13 protein-coding genes are annotated in these 17,380 nt (G+C 42.1%); 4 read left to right on the forward strand and 9 right to left on the reverse strand.

All coding sequences use genetic code 11. From position 1 onward, the window contains the following. The 4 genes from B3E92_RS07345 to B3E92_RS07360 all read right to left on the reverse strand — a co-directional run bounded on the left by B3E92_RS07345 (position 1) and on the right by B3E92_RS07360 (position 4,640). Positions 1 to 1,107, reverse strand: a complete 1,107-nt coding sequence (locus tag B3E92_RS07345) for a D-TA family PLP-dependent enzyme (RefSeq protein WP_286753794.1) — start codon at positions 1,105 to 1,107, stop codon at positions 1 to 3. A gap of 10 nt (positions 1,108 to 1,117) precedes the next feature. Further along, entirely contained in the window at positions 1,118 to 1,582 is a 465-nt protein-coding gene (locus tag B3E92_RS07350) for a RidA family protein (protein WP_046674510.1), read from the reverse strand. 30 nt (positions 1,583 to 1,612) lie between these two features. Continuing rightward, positions 1,613 to 2,941, reverse strand: coding sequence for a gluconate:H+ symporter (locus B3E92_RS07355; RefSeq protein ID WP_286895982.1), 1,329 nt, complete (start codon positions 2,939 to 2,941; stop codon positions 1,613 to 1,615). 232 nt (positions 2,942 to 3,173) lie between these two features. Continuing rightward, positions 3,174 to 4,640, reverse strand: a complete 1,467-nt coding sequence (locus B3E92_RS07360) for an aminoacyl-histidine dipeptidase (RefSeq protein ID WP_286895983.1) — start codon at positions 4,638 to 4,640, stop codon at positions 3,174 to 3,176. Positions 4,641 to 4,766: 126 nt separating this feature from the next. On the opposite strand from B3E92_RS07360, the gene B3E92_RS07365 reads away from it, so the two are divergent. Then, entirely contained in the window at positions 4,767 to 6,251 is a 1,485-nt protein-coding gene (locus B3E92_RS07365; RefSeq protein ID WP_070565560.1) for a glycoside hydrolase family 130 protein, read from the forward strand. On the opposite strand, the gene B3E92_RS07370 is transcribed toward B3E92_RS07365, so the two are convergent. After that, positions 6,223 to 8,436 (reverse strand): glycosyltransferase family 4 protein, encoded by a 2,214-nt coding sequence (locus B3E92_RS07370; RefSeq protein ID WP_112376574.1) that lies wholly within the window; start codon positions 8,434 to 8,436, stop codon positions 6,223 to 6,225. The genes B3E92_RS07365 and B3E92_RS07370 overlap by 29 nt on opposite strands. A 342-nt stretch (positions 8,437 to 8,778) precedes the next feature. Between B3E92_RS07370 and B3E92_RS07375 the strand changes: the two genes are divergently transcribed. Further along, complete coding sequence (locus B3E92_RS07375; RefSeq protein ID WP_070565562.1) at positions 8,779 to 9,369, forward strand: sugar O-acetyltransferase; 591 nt, start codon at positions 8,779 to 8,781, stop codon at positions 9,367 to 9,369. A 41-nt stretch (positions 9,370 to 9,410) separates the two neighbouring features. Here B3E92_RS07375 and B3E92_RS07380 read toward each other — a convergent pair whose 3' ends face one another. The 4 genes from B3E92_RS07380 to B3E92_RS07395 all read right to left on the reverse strand — a co-directional run bounded on the left by B3E92_RS07380 (position 9,411) and on the right by B3E92_RS07395 (position 14,907). Continuing rightward, positions 9,411 to 9,842 (reverse strand): GNAT family N-acetyltransferase, encoded by a 432-nt coding sequence (locus tag B3E92_RS07380; RefSeq protein WP_286895985.1) that lies wholly within the window; start codon positions 9,840 to 9,842, stop codon positions 9,411 to 9,413. Continuing rightward, complete coding sequence (locus B3E92_RS07385) at positions 9,839 to 11,347, reverse strand: NAD(P)H-hydrate dehydratase (RefSeq protein WP_286895988.1); 1,509 nt, start codon at positions 11,345 to 11,347, stop codon at positions 9,839 to 9,841. Before B3E92_RS07385 ends, B3E92_RS07380 begins: the two co-directional genes overlap by 4 nt. A gap of 137 nt (positions 11,348 to 11,484) precedes the next feature. Continuing rightward, positions 11,485 to 13,449: a glycosyltransferase gene (locus B3E92_RS07390; RefSeq protein WP_286895990.1), complete on the reverse strand. Its 1,965-nt coding sequence runs from the start codon at positions 13,447 to 13,449 to the stop codon at positions 11,485 to 11,487. Positions 13,450 to 13,497: 48 nt separating this feature from the next. Then, on the reverse strand, positions 13,498 to 14,907 hold the full coding sequence (locus B3E92_RS07395) for a glycosyl hydrolase family 18 protein (protein ID WP_286895992.1): 1,410 nt from the start codon (positions 14,905 to 14,907) through the stop codon (positions 13,498 to 13,500). 164 nt (positions 14,908 to 15,071) lie between these two features. Between B3E92_RS07395 and B3E92_RS07400 the strand changes: the two genes are divergently transcribed. Both B3E92_RS07400 and hmpA read left to right on the forward strand, forming a co-directional pair. Further along, a complete protein-coding gene (locus B3E92_RS07400) occupies positions 15,072 to 15,911 on the forward strand; it encodes a DUF4846 domain-containing protein (RefSeq protein WP_070565569.1) in 840 nt (279 codons plus the stop codon). A gap of 227 nt (positions 15,912 to 16,138) precedes the next feature. After that, on the forward strand, positions 16,139 to 17,341 hold the full coding sequence (gene hmpA / locus B3E92_RS07405) for an NO-inducible flavohemoprotein (protein WP_236560227.1): 1,203 nt from the start codon (positions 16,139 to 16,141) through the stop codon (positions 17,339 to 17,341). Positions 17,342 to 17,380 lie beyond the last annotated feature (39 nt).

Raw genomic sequence — 17,380 nt, forward strand, 5'->3', positions numbered from 1 at the left:
TCAATAATTTATCTTTTTATTTCGTGCATAAACAGTCCACGTTTGATCTGCATGCCGTTCATGGACTACTTGAAGTTCGCCATAACAGGCTACGGTAGGGCAGATATGGCGTGGTACAGCATACACCGCATCCCCTAAGTGGAACTGCGCACTATCTGTCACCTCAACAACCAGATGTTCTTCACTCTGCATTTTTATTTCACCTATACGTGGATCGAAAAACTTGACGCGAGGCTGCGGCGATTCGCATGCAACGGATTTATACCCTAGGTCCAAGCACAGGTGTTTGTGATCAACAATAGAAACGACACGTGTTAGAAGTACCGCGGCAAGCATAAAATCTTGTTCTGCATAATTTTCGGCATAGCCAAAATCCCAAAACACAAAGGTTCCTGGGCTGCATTCTACATCGCTGCGTTCGGCATGAAAAGGGAAACTCGGTGAACCGCCAATCACTTTAGTCAATGGTTTAGAGGTGGATGTCTGCGCCATCAGGTAGGCCGTTTCAAGTATACCGTATGCCTGTTGGCATTGTTTTTCGCGAAGCTGATAATCCTTATCATGAATATGACCATCGTAGCCATGCACACCGACCAACTGAATACCATTCAGGAGATTGATATCCATAACGAGACGCTCAATCCCGTCTAAAGCTATCCCTGTACGTCCCATCCCAATATTAACATCCAAATAAACAGCGCTTCGCAAACCTTTCGACAGACTCCGCGCTGAAATTTCCTCTGCTGCATCAACATGATCCACAAGACAGGCAAAATGTGTTTGGGGAAAGGCGCTCACCAGATTCAAGAAACGATCTATCTTTGGCCCTACGGGCTGGTACGCCAACAAAACATCTTTTGCACCGATAACCCCCAATAGTTCTGCTTCTGCAATGGTTGCACACTTAAACTTTGTAATCCCCCTATCCATCATCAGCTGGCATACTTCACGGCACTTGTTCGTTTTGATATGCGGCCGCAATCGGTCCGCCCGCCCATGCACAATGTGTAAAGCGCGGTCTATGTTCTTGACAATGCGATCAGGGTAGACCAGCAAGGCCGGCGAATCGACTTGATCGACATTTTGTATGTGACACCAAGTTTCCATACTATTCGGTTTAATATAACTCAAATAATGCTTCGATTTCCACTGGAATATTATCGGGCAAAGAACCGAATCCTACTGCGCTACGTGTTCCAATACCATTCTCTTCTCCCCAAACTGCAGCAAATAGTTCACTACAACCGTTAATCACACCGGGGTGATAAAGAAAATCCGAGGTACAGTTGACCATACCCAATACTTTGATTACACGTTTGATTTTGTTCAAGGAACCCAAGTTGGTTTTAATGGTCGACAGCATGGTCAAACCGACCTGACGCGCGGCAAGTTTACCTTCTTCGGGGCTGATATCACTTCCAATTCGACCTATAATCAATGTGGCATCATCTTGTACAGGACCATGACCGGAAAGATACAGGTACTTACCATCAATGACATATGGTTTATAAACACCTTTTGGTGCCGGCGCTGGCGGTAATGTCAAACCTAATTTTTCGAATTGTTCATCTGCGTTGTACATCTTTAACGATTTTAAAGTTTAAAATAATAGCTAATATAAAATTAATTGCAATAGTAAAACAGCAAGCAGCCCAACAATGGAAACAATAGCCTCCATGATCGACCAGGAGAATAACGTATCCTTTATGCTAAGGCCAAAGTACTCTTTAAACAGCCAAAATCCGGCATCATTGACATGGGAGAACATCAGACTTCCGGCCCCTATCGCCAGTACCATGAGATTGGGATCCGCTTCTCCCCCTGTAACAATAGGGAGCAGCACGCCAGCGGCTGTCAACGCGGCGACTGTGGCCGAGCCGACACAACCTCTGATAACAGCTGTAATTAACCAGGCCAACAGTAAAGGTGAAATGGAGAGTTGCTGTAAGGTATTGGCCAAAAGGAGACTGACTCCACTGTCTTCCATCACTTGTTTAAAGATTCCCGAACCGGCAATAATCAACAGGATCATGGCAATATCTTTCACAGCAGACTCATAAATTGTCATCACATTGGCCATCGATCGGCCCAATTTCAATCCTAAGAAATAGGTTGCTGCACTGAGCGCGATAATCATAACAACGGTGGGGTTGCCGACAAACTTCACGACCTGCTGCAGCGCTATATTACTTGTATGGTAGCAATAAGGAAGCAGTGTAAATAGGACAATGAGCAATACCGGTAGCAGGGCTACAGCCAAACTTACCCCAACTGTCGGGCGCAGATACTGCGCTGATTCCGAGCGATCTTGCTCCCGAAAAATTGATTCTTGACTCGCCCGTATGTTTTTCAGGCATCTTCCAAAAATAGGGCCACCTAAAATAATAGCAGGTATAGCAATCAAAAGACCATAAATAAGTGTCAATCCCATATCGGCATGAAACAGGGCAACGAGAGCAACGGGAGAAGGATGCGGCGGAATAAAGCCATGCGTTACAGACAGGGCTGCCAACATCGGCAATCCAATATATACTGCCGGCAACTTATACCGGTAGGAAATCGAAAATATCAAGGGGACTAATAAGACAAATCCGATTCCATAAAATAGCGGTATCCCAACGATAAAACCCGTCAACATAAGCCCCCACTGAAGGTATCGCTCTCCCATTAAGCGGACCATTTGCTCAGCAATAATCTCAGCGGCCCCACTTTCAGCTACAATTTTCCCCAACATTGCGCCCAAAACAATGATCAACGTTAGGCTCCCCATAACGCCGGCAACACCTTTTTCAACGGTGCCTACCAACTGTGCCGGTGGAATTCCCAAACAAAGTCCACTTAGCAAGGAAACAACCAAAAATGCGAGAAAGGCATTGATCTTAAAATAAGTTATGCAAAGGATAAGCAAACAAATGCTGATTACAATGAGGATTATGGTCATTATATCACGATTAGGTTTTCCCTCAATTTGAGAGCTTGTATAAAATTTGGTCTATTAAATCATTTTTTCATTCTGAAAGTAAGGATATTTTTCATTTTTTGCAAGAAAAATGAAAAAATGATACAAACAAAAACGGGTATAACTCAAGCCATACCCGTTTTTGTTTACTCGCCGATGACTTTGATTTCATGGCCTGTCGTTCAGAAATAATGCAACCGTCTGCTGTTGCGACTTATTTTTTGGGGATTTCTTTGAGAATATCAAGCACAAAACTCCAAAATTTCTGCACCGAAGAAATGGAGACACGCTCTGCCGGCGAGTGCGCCCCTAAGATTGTTGGTCCAAAAGAAATCATATCCATTTCAGGATAGTTTGTCCCCAAGATACCGCATTCCAATCCGGCATGGCACGCCACGACTTCCGGAACTTCGCCATGTTGTCTCGTATAAATGGATTTGAGGACTTCTAAAATTTCAGAATTCGGATTAGGAGCCCATCCGGGATAATTGCCCGAAAAATCTACCTTAAAACCGCCCAGTTCAAATGCTGCCTGTAACGATTGGGCTAAATCAAATTTAGAAGTTTCAACAGAAGATCTGGTTAGACATTTGATGGAAACCTTTTCCCCGCCTACTTCTACTTTGGCAATATTATTGGAGGTTTCTACCAAGTCTTCAAAATCGGCACTCACACGATATACACCATTTAAGGCCGCATAAACGCTGTTGATCAAGTTTTCCTGCACGTTTACGGGAACGACTGTAGCATAAGCAGCATCAGTTTGCTTCACCACAATTTCCATAGCTGGTTCTGTCGTTGCAAATTCCAATTTAATATCCTGAGCCAATTGTGTTAGCTGCTGAACAAAGTCAGTTGCTTTATCCTTAACCACCACCACTTTGGCAACGCTTTCTCTCGGGATGGCGTTGCGGAGGCTTCCACCCAATAACGACGCAATACGCAATCCAAAATGTTCATAGCCTCTATAGAGCAGGCGATTCATCACCTTATTGGCATTGGCAAAACCTTTATGAATATCCATTCCAGAGTGCCCGCCATGTAGTCCTTTTACGGTAATTTCAAAAGATAGCATATCAAAAGGACAAGGTTCTGCGCTATAGGACTGCGTTGCCGTCACATCAATCCCGCCGGCACAGCCAATATCAATTTCAGTATCATTCTCTGTATCCAAATTGAGCAAGATTTCGCCCGAAAGTACACCGCCTTTTAAACCTAAAGCTCCTGTCATACCTGTTTCTTCATCAATGGTAAACAAAGCTTCAATAGCAGGGTGTACAATACTGGATGATTCCAGAATCGACATGATTGTCGCAACGCCAAGACCATTATCTGCCCCTAAAGTGGTACCTTCTGCTTTTACCCAATCGCCATCAACGTACATCTTAATACCTTCATTATCGAAGTCAAAAACAGTATCGTTATTTTTTTGGTGCACCATATCTAAATGCGACTGCAAAACAATCGTTTTGCGATCCTCCATTCCCGGAGTAGCGGATTTTTTAATGAGCACGTTACCAATCTCATCAACGCTTGTTTCTAAACCCAAGGATTTACCAAAGTCTACCATAAAGGCAATCACGCGCTCTTCTTTTTTTGAAGCTCTGGGGACCGCATTCAATGCTGCGAAATTTTTCCAAATTGCTTTTGGTTCTAACTGATCTAAACTATTATCAATCATATCTATAATTTTTCCTTGGCCAAAGTTACTCGATTTTTATCAGATATCCGTTGATTATTGCCGGGGAATAAAACAAAAGACAATCGCTGATCGTTCTAATAAATGTGTAAACATGAACATAAAATTATGCATAAACCAGTACAAGTTGAACGAAAGGATATTTACTTTAAACCGGATAAGAAAAGAGTTCTCGCACGTTTTTTTTTCCTTGGCGATGACCGTACAATAAAAATTATCAGGCGCATTTTATCCCTTAACGAGTCGGAACGGAAAGAAGTCTTTGGACAGGTTTTACGAAGCTATACGAAAAGACATCGCAGCATTGCCCATATCTTTGAACGGAATTTTGACAGGGTAAGCCACCTTTTGGAGAAGATTCCATTTTCAAAGGAGAAGCTAAGTCATATCGACAAGTTGCTGATCGGCTCTTACTTTACCATGGAATATTCCATTGAATCGGCAGCGTTATTTAATCCCTCCATTATCGAACATCCGGATCAGACCGAATTATTCAAAGGTGAAAAACGGGTTATTTTAAGCTTCAGGGCCACCGGAGAAGGTCATGTCTCTTCGATCGTTTTTCGCTCGGGCACCTTGGATGTCGACAATAATATCCATATCGACTATATCGGTAATCTATTGGATAAACCCATGCAAGTTAAAAACCACCGGTATCACAAGGAGTCCTTCTTAAAGAAGATGAATGAGCTACATGCGGAACCAACGGAAGTTAAGTCCAAACTCGAGGAAAAGCTAACGGAGACATTTACGTATGAGGAACTTAAGCGGTACATCGATGAAGTGCGGCGGGAGAGTGAAGAAAATCTTGAAAATGTGACATTTTTACAACAGGCGCTCTGGCTCGCTTCCTCGCATTATGAAATGACTTTTTCATTGGACACTTCCATTTCGGAACGCGTGATATTTCCGCTCGCCGACACAGAAAAAAGAGGGATAGAAGACGCCCGTTTTGTCCAGTTCAAAACTGAGAAGAATGAGAGCATCTATTATGCTACCTACACAGCCTACGACGGATTTAGTATCCTTCCTAAACTGCTCACCACAAAAGATTTTTATCATTTTAAGGTGAAACCCATCTATGGTGAAATTGCCAATAAAGGTGCGGCACTATTTCCAAGAAAAATAAATGGGCGCTACGCCATGCTCTGTCGAATTGACGGTGAAAACAATTATATTGCTTACTCCAACAATATCAACATATGGCAGGAAACGGCAATCCGCATTCAAGAACCTGAATATCCCTACGAATTTGTCCAGATCGGCAATTGTGGCTCACCGATTGAAACTCAATATGGCTGGCTAATCCTGACCCATGCCGTGGGCCCGATGCGCGAGTATGTTTTGGGGGCCTCCCTTCTGGACCTGGACAACCCCCATGTTGAAATTGGACGACTACATAGCCCATTGATGACCCCAAACGATGAAGAACGGGAAGGCTATGTACCAAACGTCATTTATTCCTGCGGTGCCCTGGTCCACAATGAACACCTCATTTTACCGTATGCAATGTCTGATTATGAGTCGACTTATGCCACCATCAAGCTTGAAGACTTATTGCTGGCTATCTTGAATCCTGATCGCTATCATTAAAGGCACGAGAAACCACAATATAGGCCAAATAGAAACAGAGGGTGCTTTCAGCCCCTTGGTTTCTATTGATGCCATAAGCCTCCAGTCCATCACAGCAACCTTTGGTTTCCTCATCGTAGAGTCCGAGTCTAAGATCATTCTCGCCCAAGAACCAGCGGAATGAGGCTATCATTCGGGTAAAATAAACCTTTTTATTCGTCAGTCGAAAAGCTTCGCGATACATAAATACCATGGCTGTAACATCCAGTGGCTGCTGACCAAACTTGCTGACATGCTTGCCCTGCTTGGCCCATTCCTGGTTTCCCACCAACGAAAGCGCACCATTTTGGATCGTAATGCTTTCGAGAAACTTTAATGTCGTTAGCCCCAATTGTTTTATTGTCTCATCATTTAAAAAAGGATATGCAGTCAAAAACGCATAAGGTAATATTGCATTATCATACGCCAATACGGATTCAAACCATTGCCAGTGTTCATCTGAACTCGCTTCGTATTCCCGCACAAGTTTGCCGATAAGCGTCCGCATCAGCTCTATCATGACCTCGTCATTGGATTGATGATGCAAATATTCGGCAATTCCCAGCACAGTATACGCTATCGCCCGGTTGGAGCGCAACTGACCGAAATTCGGCACAGCTCTAAAAAATAACTCGTGTCCCAATTGATAATAACTGGTTAATTTAGTTTTACGAAGAAGCACCCCCAGGGCCCATATCGTTCGTCCAAAGGAATCCTCCGAACCGACTTCATCCAAGAAATTATGCTGGAAATCCATAAAATTATGAAAAAGACCGTCTTCGCGCTGATGATAATAAATATAACTCAGGTAGGTGGAAATACGGCGGTCTAACTTCTTATCAGCAAAATTATCCTGGGCTAATAAAGCAAGTAAAAGTGCCCTCGCATTATCGTCGAGACAGTAGCCTTCTTTATAATTGGGCAAAGAATAAGTTGCGTGCTGTAAGATACCCACCTGATTGGTCAACCTATCGATATGCTTCCAGCTGAATTTAGGCATCTCATCTTTACTAAATCCTGCGTTTTCTTTAAGGCCGTCGTAGGTAGGTATGATTTTATTTAAAATCCGTGTATACCGGAGGCCAATATTTTTCCAGGTGAGCTCCTTTCCAAATGCACTGGCATTGTCCCGCAAGGTGGTACGATAATCCAAATTTGAAAACAAGTTTTTAAGCGCTTCAGCCATCTTGGCTGAATTTTTAAATTCGACCAATACCCCCCTTCCATCAGCCAGCAGTTCCTTGGCGTGCCAGTAAGGCGTAGAGACCACCGCAGCTCCGGCACCAATGGCGTAAGATAACGTTCCACTCGTAATCTGCGCCTCATTAACATAAGGGGTGACATAAACGTCACAGGCACAAAGATACTCTACCAGATCGGCCTGGCTCACAAAGGAATTAACAAATTGGACGTGCTCCTGCAACTGATAAGCTTCCACGAGACTGCCTAGATACTCCCGATACTCCTCTCCCGAATGCGCCAACACATTAGGGTGTGTTTTGCCAACGACCAGGTACAACAGATCTGGTTCATCTTTAACGACTTCAGGCAAGGATTCAATCACCATTTCGATGCCCTTGTTGCGTCCCAGGAAACCAAATGTCAATAACACTTTCTTGCCAGAAAGACCTTTTTTAAGCTTTGCAAGCTCATGTTCCAGGGTAAACTCGGGCACACCATGGTGTATCAGTCTAACTTTCGTGGTATTGACCCTATAAATGGATTTGAGTAAAGTAACCGCATAATTACTCATGACGATTACAATCGAAGCCCTTTTTACAATTTCAATGAGAATAGCCTTTTCATCAACATTCGGCTTCTCAAGAATGGTATGAAAATTAACTAACAATGGAATATGCAATGCGTTAACCAACGATAAGATATATATTCCACTATTACCACCGAAGATGCCATATTCGTGCTCCAATATCACACAGTCATAGCCATGTTCATTAATATAGTTGGCTGCTTCAATATAGGACAATTGATCATACTGGTCTATTTTAAAGACAACTTCACTGGGATAATCATAGTCCCGGTCAGCGACAGCAAAAACGTGCTGTGTTAATTCCTGATTATGCAACGCAACAGCATGCAACAAATCCGATGTAAAAGTGGCGATGCCACATTCTTTGGGCAAGTAAGTACTTATATAAGCGATCTTCATTGAAATAATAATTTTGAATACAGCTACGACGAAGGCAGTAGCATACGTGTGTCCATTATCTAAATGCTTTTCGAAGGAAAATTGTTTGTCACAACTGCAATGAATTAAATCGGAAGAAGGTGCTAAACCACCTTGTGTAGATAAGCTCCTGTTACAAAACTTGGCGCTGCAACGCAGCCCATTTGATGGAAACAGGGTATCCATTGGTTATGCTTAGTTGAAAACAAGGGCCATTGATTATGCAAAAAAAGAAAACTCAATAACCCAGATTCACGAGGCGTAGATTGCTATTGCATTTAAAAATCAATTTATCTAAGTTTGTTGCGGAAAAATGGGCATTGAATGAAATCAGCAAAGGAAAAAATGATTGCCGGCCTTCCCTATATCGATTCGGAGGGGCAATTATTTAAGGAAAGACAATACGCAAAAGAAGAACTTAAACGGTTTAACGATTCGGAGCCTAAACACCTGAAATTCAGAAAGCAGATTATTCAAAAACTTTTTAAATCGACGGGAACTCGATTCTTTCTCGAACCTCCTTTTCGTTGCGATTATGGTTACAATATTGCTATTGGTGAGAACTTTTACAGCAATTATAATTGTACAATATTAGACGGTGCACCAGTTACCATAGGTGATAATGTATTATTTGGTCCTAATGTAAGCCTCTTCACAGCCGGCCATCCCCTCCATTTTGAAGCAAGAAATCAAGGTTGGGAGTTTGCGTTGCCTATCGTAATCGAAGATAATGTATGGATCGGTGGACAGGTTGTCGTCAATCCCGGCGTGCGAATCGGAAAAAATTCGGTCATTGGTTCTGGATCAGTCGTCACAAAAGATATTCCAGCAGACGTCGTAGCTGCAGGTAATCCGTGCCGGGTTATACGTAACATTACCGAAGCGGATCGGATCACCTATGCTGAAAATCCGTAAGGATCACAAGGAGCAGTACCGGTGTGCAACCATAACCTACCTCATGGCTCATTCTCGGGCATGAGATCATTGGTTAGCGGTAATGAATACGTGATCATGAGCTCCTCCTTTTGTTTTATAGGAACAAAACCATTACTTTCCCAAAAATGCTGCTGTGCAGAGGGCGCTTCGGCTTGGAGCATTTTACCACCGAACGTATCGATAAATAGTCGCGCATGTTTCAATAATGCTGTGCCTACACGTTTCAGTCTTACATGTGGAGCAACAGCGAGGAAATGGATTGTATAAGTATCACCTGAACTAATCAGGCTCAACACGCCTACTACTTCGTTTCCGTCGTAGGCGGCAAAATGCGTCGCTTCAAAATCGCCCTCCAACATCACCTCGGCCAACTTACCTTCCAGAGCGAAAACCTCTTTTCGAAGTTTCCAGGTCCGGGCGGCAAAAACTTGTTCAATGTACCAATCTATCATAATCCTTTTTCTAATGAGATAAATGCGTCGGAAAGATGATTAATGGTATCCGAAGGTAATAAGGAATAGGTACCAATCGTCTTAACTGCAATATCTGCCGCGCGCCCATGGATATATACCCCCATAATTAAAGCTTCTTTAGAAGAATAGCCCTGTCCAAGCAAGGAGGTAATAATCCCTGTCAGTATATCGCCACTGCCTCCTGTTGCCATGCCCACGTTGCCTGTACTATTGAAGTAAACGAGCCCATCAGGCATAACCATTGCACTATTTGCCCCTTTTATTAACAGGTACAACTGATGTTTACGCGCAAAAGCTTTCACTTTCTCAATCTTTTCGAAATCATCTTGCCAAGCACCCAATATCCGGCTAAGTTCTTTGGGATGGGGTGTTAATATACTGTGCGCTGGAACAGAGGCCCAAAGATCTGGTTCGCGGGCAAGAATATTTAAAGCATCAGCATCTAATACCAAAGGGGTATCATTAACCTGAGTTATAAATACCTTTAGCGCATCAATTGTATGAGATGCTGTTCCCATCCCGATTCCGATACCCACTGACTGATAACCTGTCAATAAGGGGAATTGACTAATGAAATCTTGTTGGAGATCAGTCATCACCATCGCTTCGGGCACGGCAGTCTGTAAAATGGTATTACCGCAGTTAGGTACATAAGCTGAAGCTAAACCGCAACCCGCTCGAAGAGCCGCTTTTAGCGCAAGCTGAACAGCCCCCATTTTACCTTTACTTCCGCCAATAATCAGGGTATGACCAAATGTTCCCTTATGATCAAATCTCCTTCGTTGTCGATAAAAGGACCTAAGGAAGGACTCGTCGACATAAAACAGATTGGTTTCTGCCAATTCAATTGCACGTTGGCTAAGACCGATATCCAATACCTTGAAGTCTTTTACATACCATTGGTTTTCGGGTATTAGCAAGGCTATCTTGGGAAACTGAAAGGTATATACCATATCTGCCTTTACAATGGGAACATCTTTAGCTGTCTTTTCATCAGCCAGCAGCCCAGAAGGCATATCGATCGAATAGATTGTTGCACCACATCCATTTATACTGGAAATTATACCATTCCAGTCAGCTGTCAGTGCCCGCTTTAATCCATATCCAAACAAGCAATCCAGTACGATTGCATCGGAAGGAATATCAATCTGGTCTTCCGCTGCAATTTTTTGAATCATATGATTGGGTAAACGCTTTTGATTGGTAAGATTATCTACGGAGTAATCCTTAACATCCACTAAATAAACCTTGACTTGGGCCTGTTGTTGATCCAACAGACGCGCCAGCACCAAACCATCGCCGCCGTTGTTTCCCTTACCACAAAAAATATAAAAGGTACTTTGCTCCAATCGTGAATGAAGCTTTTTAATTTCCTCAAAAACAACTGTTGCAGCTCGTTCCATCAGGTCAAGACTACTAATTTTCTGATCCTTTAAGGTTTCACTATCAATCCCGTTTATCTGCTGAGCGGAAAGTATCTTCATGTCGTTTCTATTTTTATTGAAAGTACCTATTCTCAAGCTCAATTAAAAATCTCTGTATACTTTTTGGTAGGCGATAGCAATCCTAAAGTAGGATACCAAGAAGGATGCTACCGCCTAACTCGTGTAAGTCACAATTTCTATGCACTTGTTGTTACCTCTTTCACCCCGCCTGTCCGTTTCAAGGTACCCCAAGTATTTAATTCACCTTTAATCGCTTTTCTGACAGACTTAAATAAAACGAAATACATCAGTTGACGCCAGAAAAAACGCTGCGGAAACAAATAAATTAAATTGCTAAGCTTCTCGCCTTCCATTTTAAAGGCAATACCTGCAAAGAACATATCCACGAATACAAAAAGGAAGTAATAAAACATCACTTGACCAAAACCGTTATGCAGTGAAAATAATCCTGCAATTCCTGTCCAGCTGATACCATTTACCTCGCTTAGGGAGAAAAGACCGCTCACCAAAGAGAATAACATAAAAATATCGGCCAAGGGCGCAAATAAAGGAAGTATAATCTGAAAAATCAGAATATTAGGCATTCCGACCATACCAAAATAGCCATATTTGGGACTCAACAGGGTTTGTTTATTTTTCCAAAAACTCTGCAACACACCAAAGCTCCAACGGAAACGCTGCTTGAAGAGCATTTTTACCGTATCTGGTGCTTCCGTATAAGCGATTGCTTCAGATGAATTTCGCACGGTATAACCCGCTCTTAATATACGCATGGTTAGATCACAATCTTCCGCTAATGTATCCGTTGTAAATCCACCCACTTCCAAAATAACAGATCTACGAAAGGCGCCAATTGCCCCTGGTACGACCGATATCATGTTGAGCAAATCGAAAGCTCTCCTATCCATATTCTGTGAAGTAATATACTCGATCGATTGCCAATGTGTCAATATATTATGGACATTTCCTACTTTAACACTTCCTGCGACAGCAGCGACTTGAGATTGGTTAAAATATTTCATCAACTGCTTTAACGCATCTGTCTTCAGTTGAGTATCGGCATCGATACAGAGCACAAACTGAGCATCGGATTGCTCGATACCATAGTTAAGCGCAGATGCTTTCCCTCCGTTTGGTTTTGTAAATAACCTGACTTTAGGATGATCGCCATACACCTTACTGACCATCTCAAAAGTTTTATCTTTCGATCCATCATCAACGAAAATCAACTCATAATTGGGATAATCCAAATTCAACAGGCTTTTTATCGTTGCCAACACGGTTATTTCCTCATTATAGGCCGGAATGATCACACTTACCTTCTCCCGAGGATCCACAACCAATTGAGATTGCTCTTTTTTACTTTTTTGTTTTTGCCGGATTGCCAAATAAGCAATCATTGCTGTTCTAAAAATTGCCAATACAATGGCAATGGAAAAAACCAGATTCAAAAAGATGTTACCATAAAACAATGTTCCTAAGAACAAGCGGTTGGAAGATCCACTAAATCCCGAATCGGAAGCATTTTCAACAGGTGGCATCAATTCATCTCGTTTTTTGCCCATTAAATCACCAATCGTTGCAAATTTATATCCATGCGATTTAAAATAATGAATAATACGTGGCAAGGCGGCTATGGTCGCTTCTCGATTGCCTCCAGCATCATGTAATAGGATAATATTCCCGTTATCGCGTTGTTTGATGACTTCATTATAGACTTCATCTGCTGTACGGCCAGGTAACCAATCGTTGGGATCGATGTATTCGCCAATATTGATATAGTTCTCTTTACGGCTCTGGGCCACGGGCAGAATTTCGGCCACCGTCTGTGGTTCGGCATCCGCATTAAAAGGAGCTCTGAAAAGAATTGTACTATGACCGGTTATACATTCAATGATCTTTCGGGTGGCGTTCAACTCGAACTTAACACGATTTGGCCCTATTGTGGACATATCGGGGTGAAAAAAAGTATGGTTACCGATTTCATGTCCCTCCTGGTATTCGCGACGGACCAGATCCATATTTTTCTCAGCCATCACACCCACAAGAAAGAAAGCTCCCGGAACACGTTCTTTTTTTAAGATGTCCAATACTTGTGGCGTATATGTCGGATCAGGCCCATCATCGAATGTGAGCACCACCGTCTTGTCTCTTTCTCCAAAGCGCTTAATAACGTAATTACTCGGTGTTTATACATACACTTGGTCCTGAATCATTAGCGTCGATGGATCGTAAGTAAATTTAACTTCCCCAGGAGCCGGGCTATTGACCAAATCCAAAATTTCCCCATCGCCAATATATTGAATCCCTCCCACATTGATCTGACTTATTTTCCGAAAGTCAAAAGGCTCTTTTTTCAAATTTTCTTGATTCAATGATCTGGAAATAAACGACCATAAACGAGCGTCTTCACTTCCCAAACGCCAAAGAGCAATGCCTGCAAGGCCCCAGTCATCGGCTTTGCGGATGAGATTGAAATAAGTTGCGGCATCGGTGAAATAGACATCATGGCGCATCCCCGCACCATCTGTATAGCTGAAGTTGAGATTGGAAGATTGGGGATCAAAAGTAATCTTAGCATTGTAATTATGCGCCAAGATAACGGCGTTATCATACGTCAACGTTTTGCCCACCCGATCTTTCGGCCAGTCATATCCATAACATGCCAAAGCCAAAATCACTTTGTCTGCATCGATCTTATTGCAAAGTTCATCCAGGTTCTTTTCAACCCATGCCTGATGTGAAATGGCCCCAGCATTACTTTCAATGGAATGCTGATCATAAGCCATCAAAATAATATAATCGTTATATTTTTGTAAGGAAATGGGATCGTAATCATCATTTTCAGGCGAGATATCTTGCGTGACAAGCAGGCCCTCCGTATGAAATACGGTATAGATATGCGCCATAAAATCGTTTAATGGCTGGTGGTCATCCAACTGTAAATTCTCAAAGTCGATATTTATGCCTGCAAAACCATTACGCTTCACTTTAAGAAGGATGTCGTCTATAAAACGTTGTTGTTTATCCGGATTAAGCAAAATAGCCTTTATAGTCTGCCCATCAAAATCGTTACCACTGAAATTGGAAATCTGCGCAATTGCTTTACGCTTATATTGATGGATCACCTTAAGCGCAGCGTTATCCGCTTTATCGACCACGGTATCTTGATTAGGTACCGTAAAAAAGGACTCCATGGCGACCATATCCAAATGACCTATATTTCGGCGTAAATCAGATAAAGACTGTTCACGAACTTCATTAGACCAAGAACTGACATAAAAGCCCATATTGATCCTGTCTTTGGTACCAATATGTTTCAAATGCTTCAGCTCACGGTCACGTTTAATCTTCTCCAATTCGGATTTTACAATGGTAAACTCCTTGAATTGTTTGGATTTTTTTAATCTGGCGGTGGACTTTTCGGTCAATGCTGTGTTGGTATTAATTGTTGGAAAAGGAGGAATCTGAATCTTTCCCAATGTATAAACCACACATATCACACCAATGATCAAACCTATCACCAATGCGCTGCTCATCCATGAAAAAGCGTACCAGCGCTTTTTGCTTGACGTCTGAAAAATCTGTTTTCCTGACATAATCGTATTCTTTTTAACTTCGGCTAAGCTACATCAGAAAATGATCCAAAAAGCGGATGAGTAGCTTAAAAATTTCTTAATTTTCTCAAATGATTTATGTTTCGAATTATATCTAGATTTAAGTATATTCGATAAACGCAATACACTAGTTCAGAAAATTTTATATGAGATCCATACATGTACTCATTCCACTCCTCTCGTGTCAGGTTTTCATTGGCTGTGGACAACCGAATGTGGCTTCACCAAAAGCCCAAGTGCTCGACTCGGTCGCTGCGGATCTAGCGAGAACGGACGGAAGCCAGTTTATTAACCCCGCTGGGATGACGGTCAAATCACGCATTTTATTGCCGGAAGGCTTTAAAAGAGCAAACTACCGGACTGAAGAATTTGGAAATTTCCTTGAAAATCTTCCATTGTACCCCATCGACAGGGAGGTACATTATTACAATGGAAAAATTAAACCTAGAAATAACATCTACAACAGTGTTGTAAAGCTGGACATCGGAAAGCGCGATTTACACCAATGCGCGGATGCTGTCATGCGACTCAGGGCAGATTACTTATACCAACAAAAGCGGTACAAGGATATCAAATTCAACTTCCTTTCAGACGGTAAACCCCGTACATTTACAAACTACGCAAAAGGAGATTACGCCTACCCAACCTATTGGAAATATTTGGAATATATTTTTGCCTATGCAAATACGGCTTCACTACATGATGAGCTGCCCCGTGTAAAAACGACTCAAGAAGTTAAGATTGGAGATACTTTTATCCAAAAAGGATCTCCTATTGGCCATGCAATCATTGTAGTTGATCTGGCCAAGGACAGCACTGGAAAAACAATTGTACTACTCGCACAAAGCTACATGCCAGCCCAAGAAATACAAATTTTAAACAATTGGAACAACAGCAAGCTTAGTCCTTGGTACGATATTGACCAAGATATTATAAAAACCCCTGAATGGACATTTTATCCTAAAAACCTTAAAACCTGGGAGTAGTCCACTGTGAACAAGACTGCCGTTAAAATCGACCGGATGATTGTCCGTACAAACAGTAAAAAATAATAAAAGATATTTTTGTCTTTTATTATAATTCTCTATTTTTGTAAACGATAGTCATTTGCAAATGAACCCTATCAAGGTTATAAGATTCCTCGCAGCGAGTGGATTTTTTCATTTTTTATTCTGATCAAATAAAAGATAAAAAGGTATTTAAATATTTTATTATGATTACTGAAGCACAAAAAGAGTTAATCAAAGGTACTGTACCGGTTTTAAACGAACATGGTGTAGCGCTGACCAGTTATTTTTATAAACGTATGTTTGACCACAATCCGGAGCTTAAACATGTCTTCAATATGGGAAACCAACAAAATGCGCGACAACAAACGGCTTTGGCTACAGCAGTATTAGCCTATGCGGAGCATATTGAGAATCCAGCAGTCCTTCTTTCGGCAGTGAAACATATCGGACAAAAACACAGTAGCCTCAATATTCGTCCGGAGCATTATCAGATTGTTGGGAAGCATTTATTGGCGTCCATTCAGGAAGTATTGGGGGCTGCTGCCACAGAAGAACTGATTGAAGCCTGGGAAGTTGCCTATTTTCAGCTAGCAGATCTGATGGTCGGAGTCGAAAAGGATATGTATAATCAGATGATCCAGAGCGACGGCGGATGGACGGGCTGGAAGCCATTCACCATTATAAAAGTGGTAGCCGAGACCGATGAGATTCAGTCTATTTATCTCAAGCCAACAGATCAAGGAAGACTTCCAAAACACGAGGCAGGCCAGTATGTAAGTGTACGTGTATTTCTTCCCGAATTACACCTTTATCAACCCAGACAATATAGTCTTTCCGATGCGAGTAACGGCGAATACCTCCGGATTTCGGTAAAAAGAGAAGCCGCGGAAGGAAAACCTGAGGGTATGGTGAGTAATTATATACATCAATACGTTGAGGTTGGAAAACAACTGGAACTCACAGCACCAACAGGCTCCTTTCAATTGGTCGAAAGTGACAAACCACATGTATTTATCAGTGGCGGCGTTGGTCAGACCCCATTGATGGCCATGTTAGAGCATCTAGCGGACAAGAAAGAAGACAAACCGATCACTTGGATCCATGGTTGCCGCAACCCTGATCTACATGCGTTTAAAGAAAGAGTAAAAACATTGGAGAGCCAACATCAAAACATGACTAGCTTTTCTTTCTATGACGAAGCGCAGGGTATGGACACTGACGCTCTTGAGGGTTGGGTTGATCTCGCTAAAATAGATGCTTCTTATCTTCCACAGGAGGCAAACTATTACCTGTGTGGCCCTGCAGGATTTATCAAAAAGCACTTCCAATATTTAACCCATCAGGGCATCAACGCTGAGAACATTCATTTTGAAGAATTTGGTCCGGCATCTTTGCAATTAAATTAATTGCACTGCCCTATTTCATGAAATAGTCATCCCTAATTT

This window comes from Sphingobacterium sp. UBA6317 (assembly GCF_002440385.1).
Classification (GTDB): domain Bacteria; phylum Bacteroidota; class Bacteroidia; order Sphingobacteriales; family Sphingobacteriaceae; genus Sphingobacterium; species Sphingobacterium multivorum.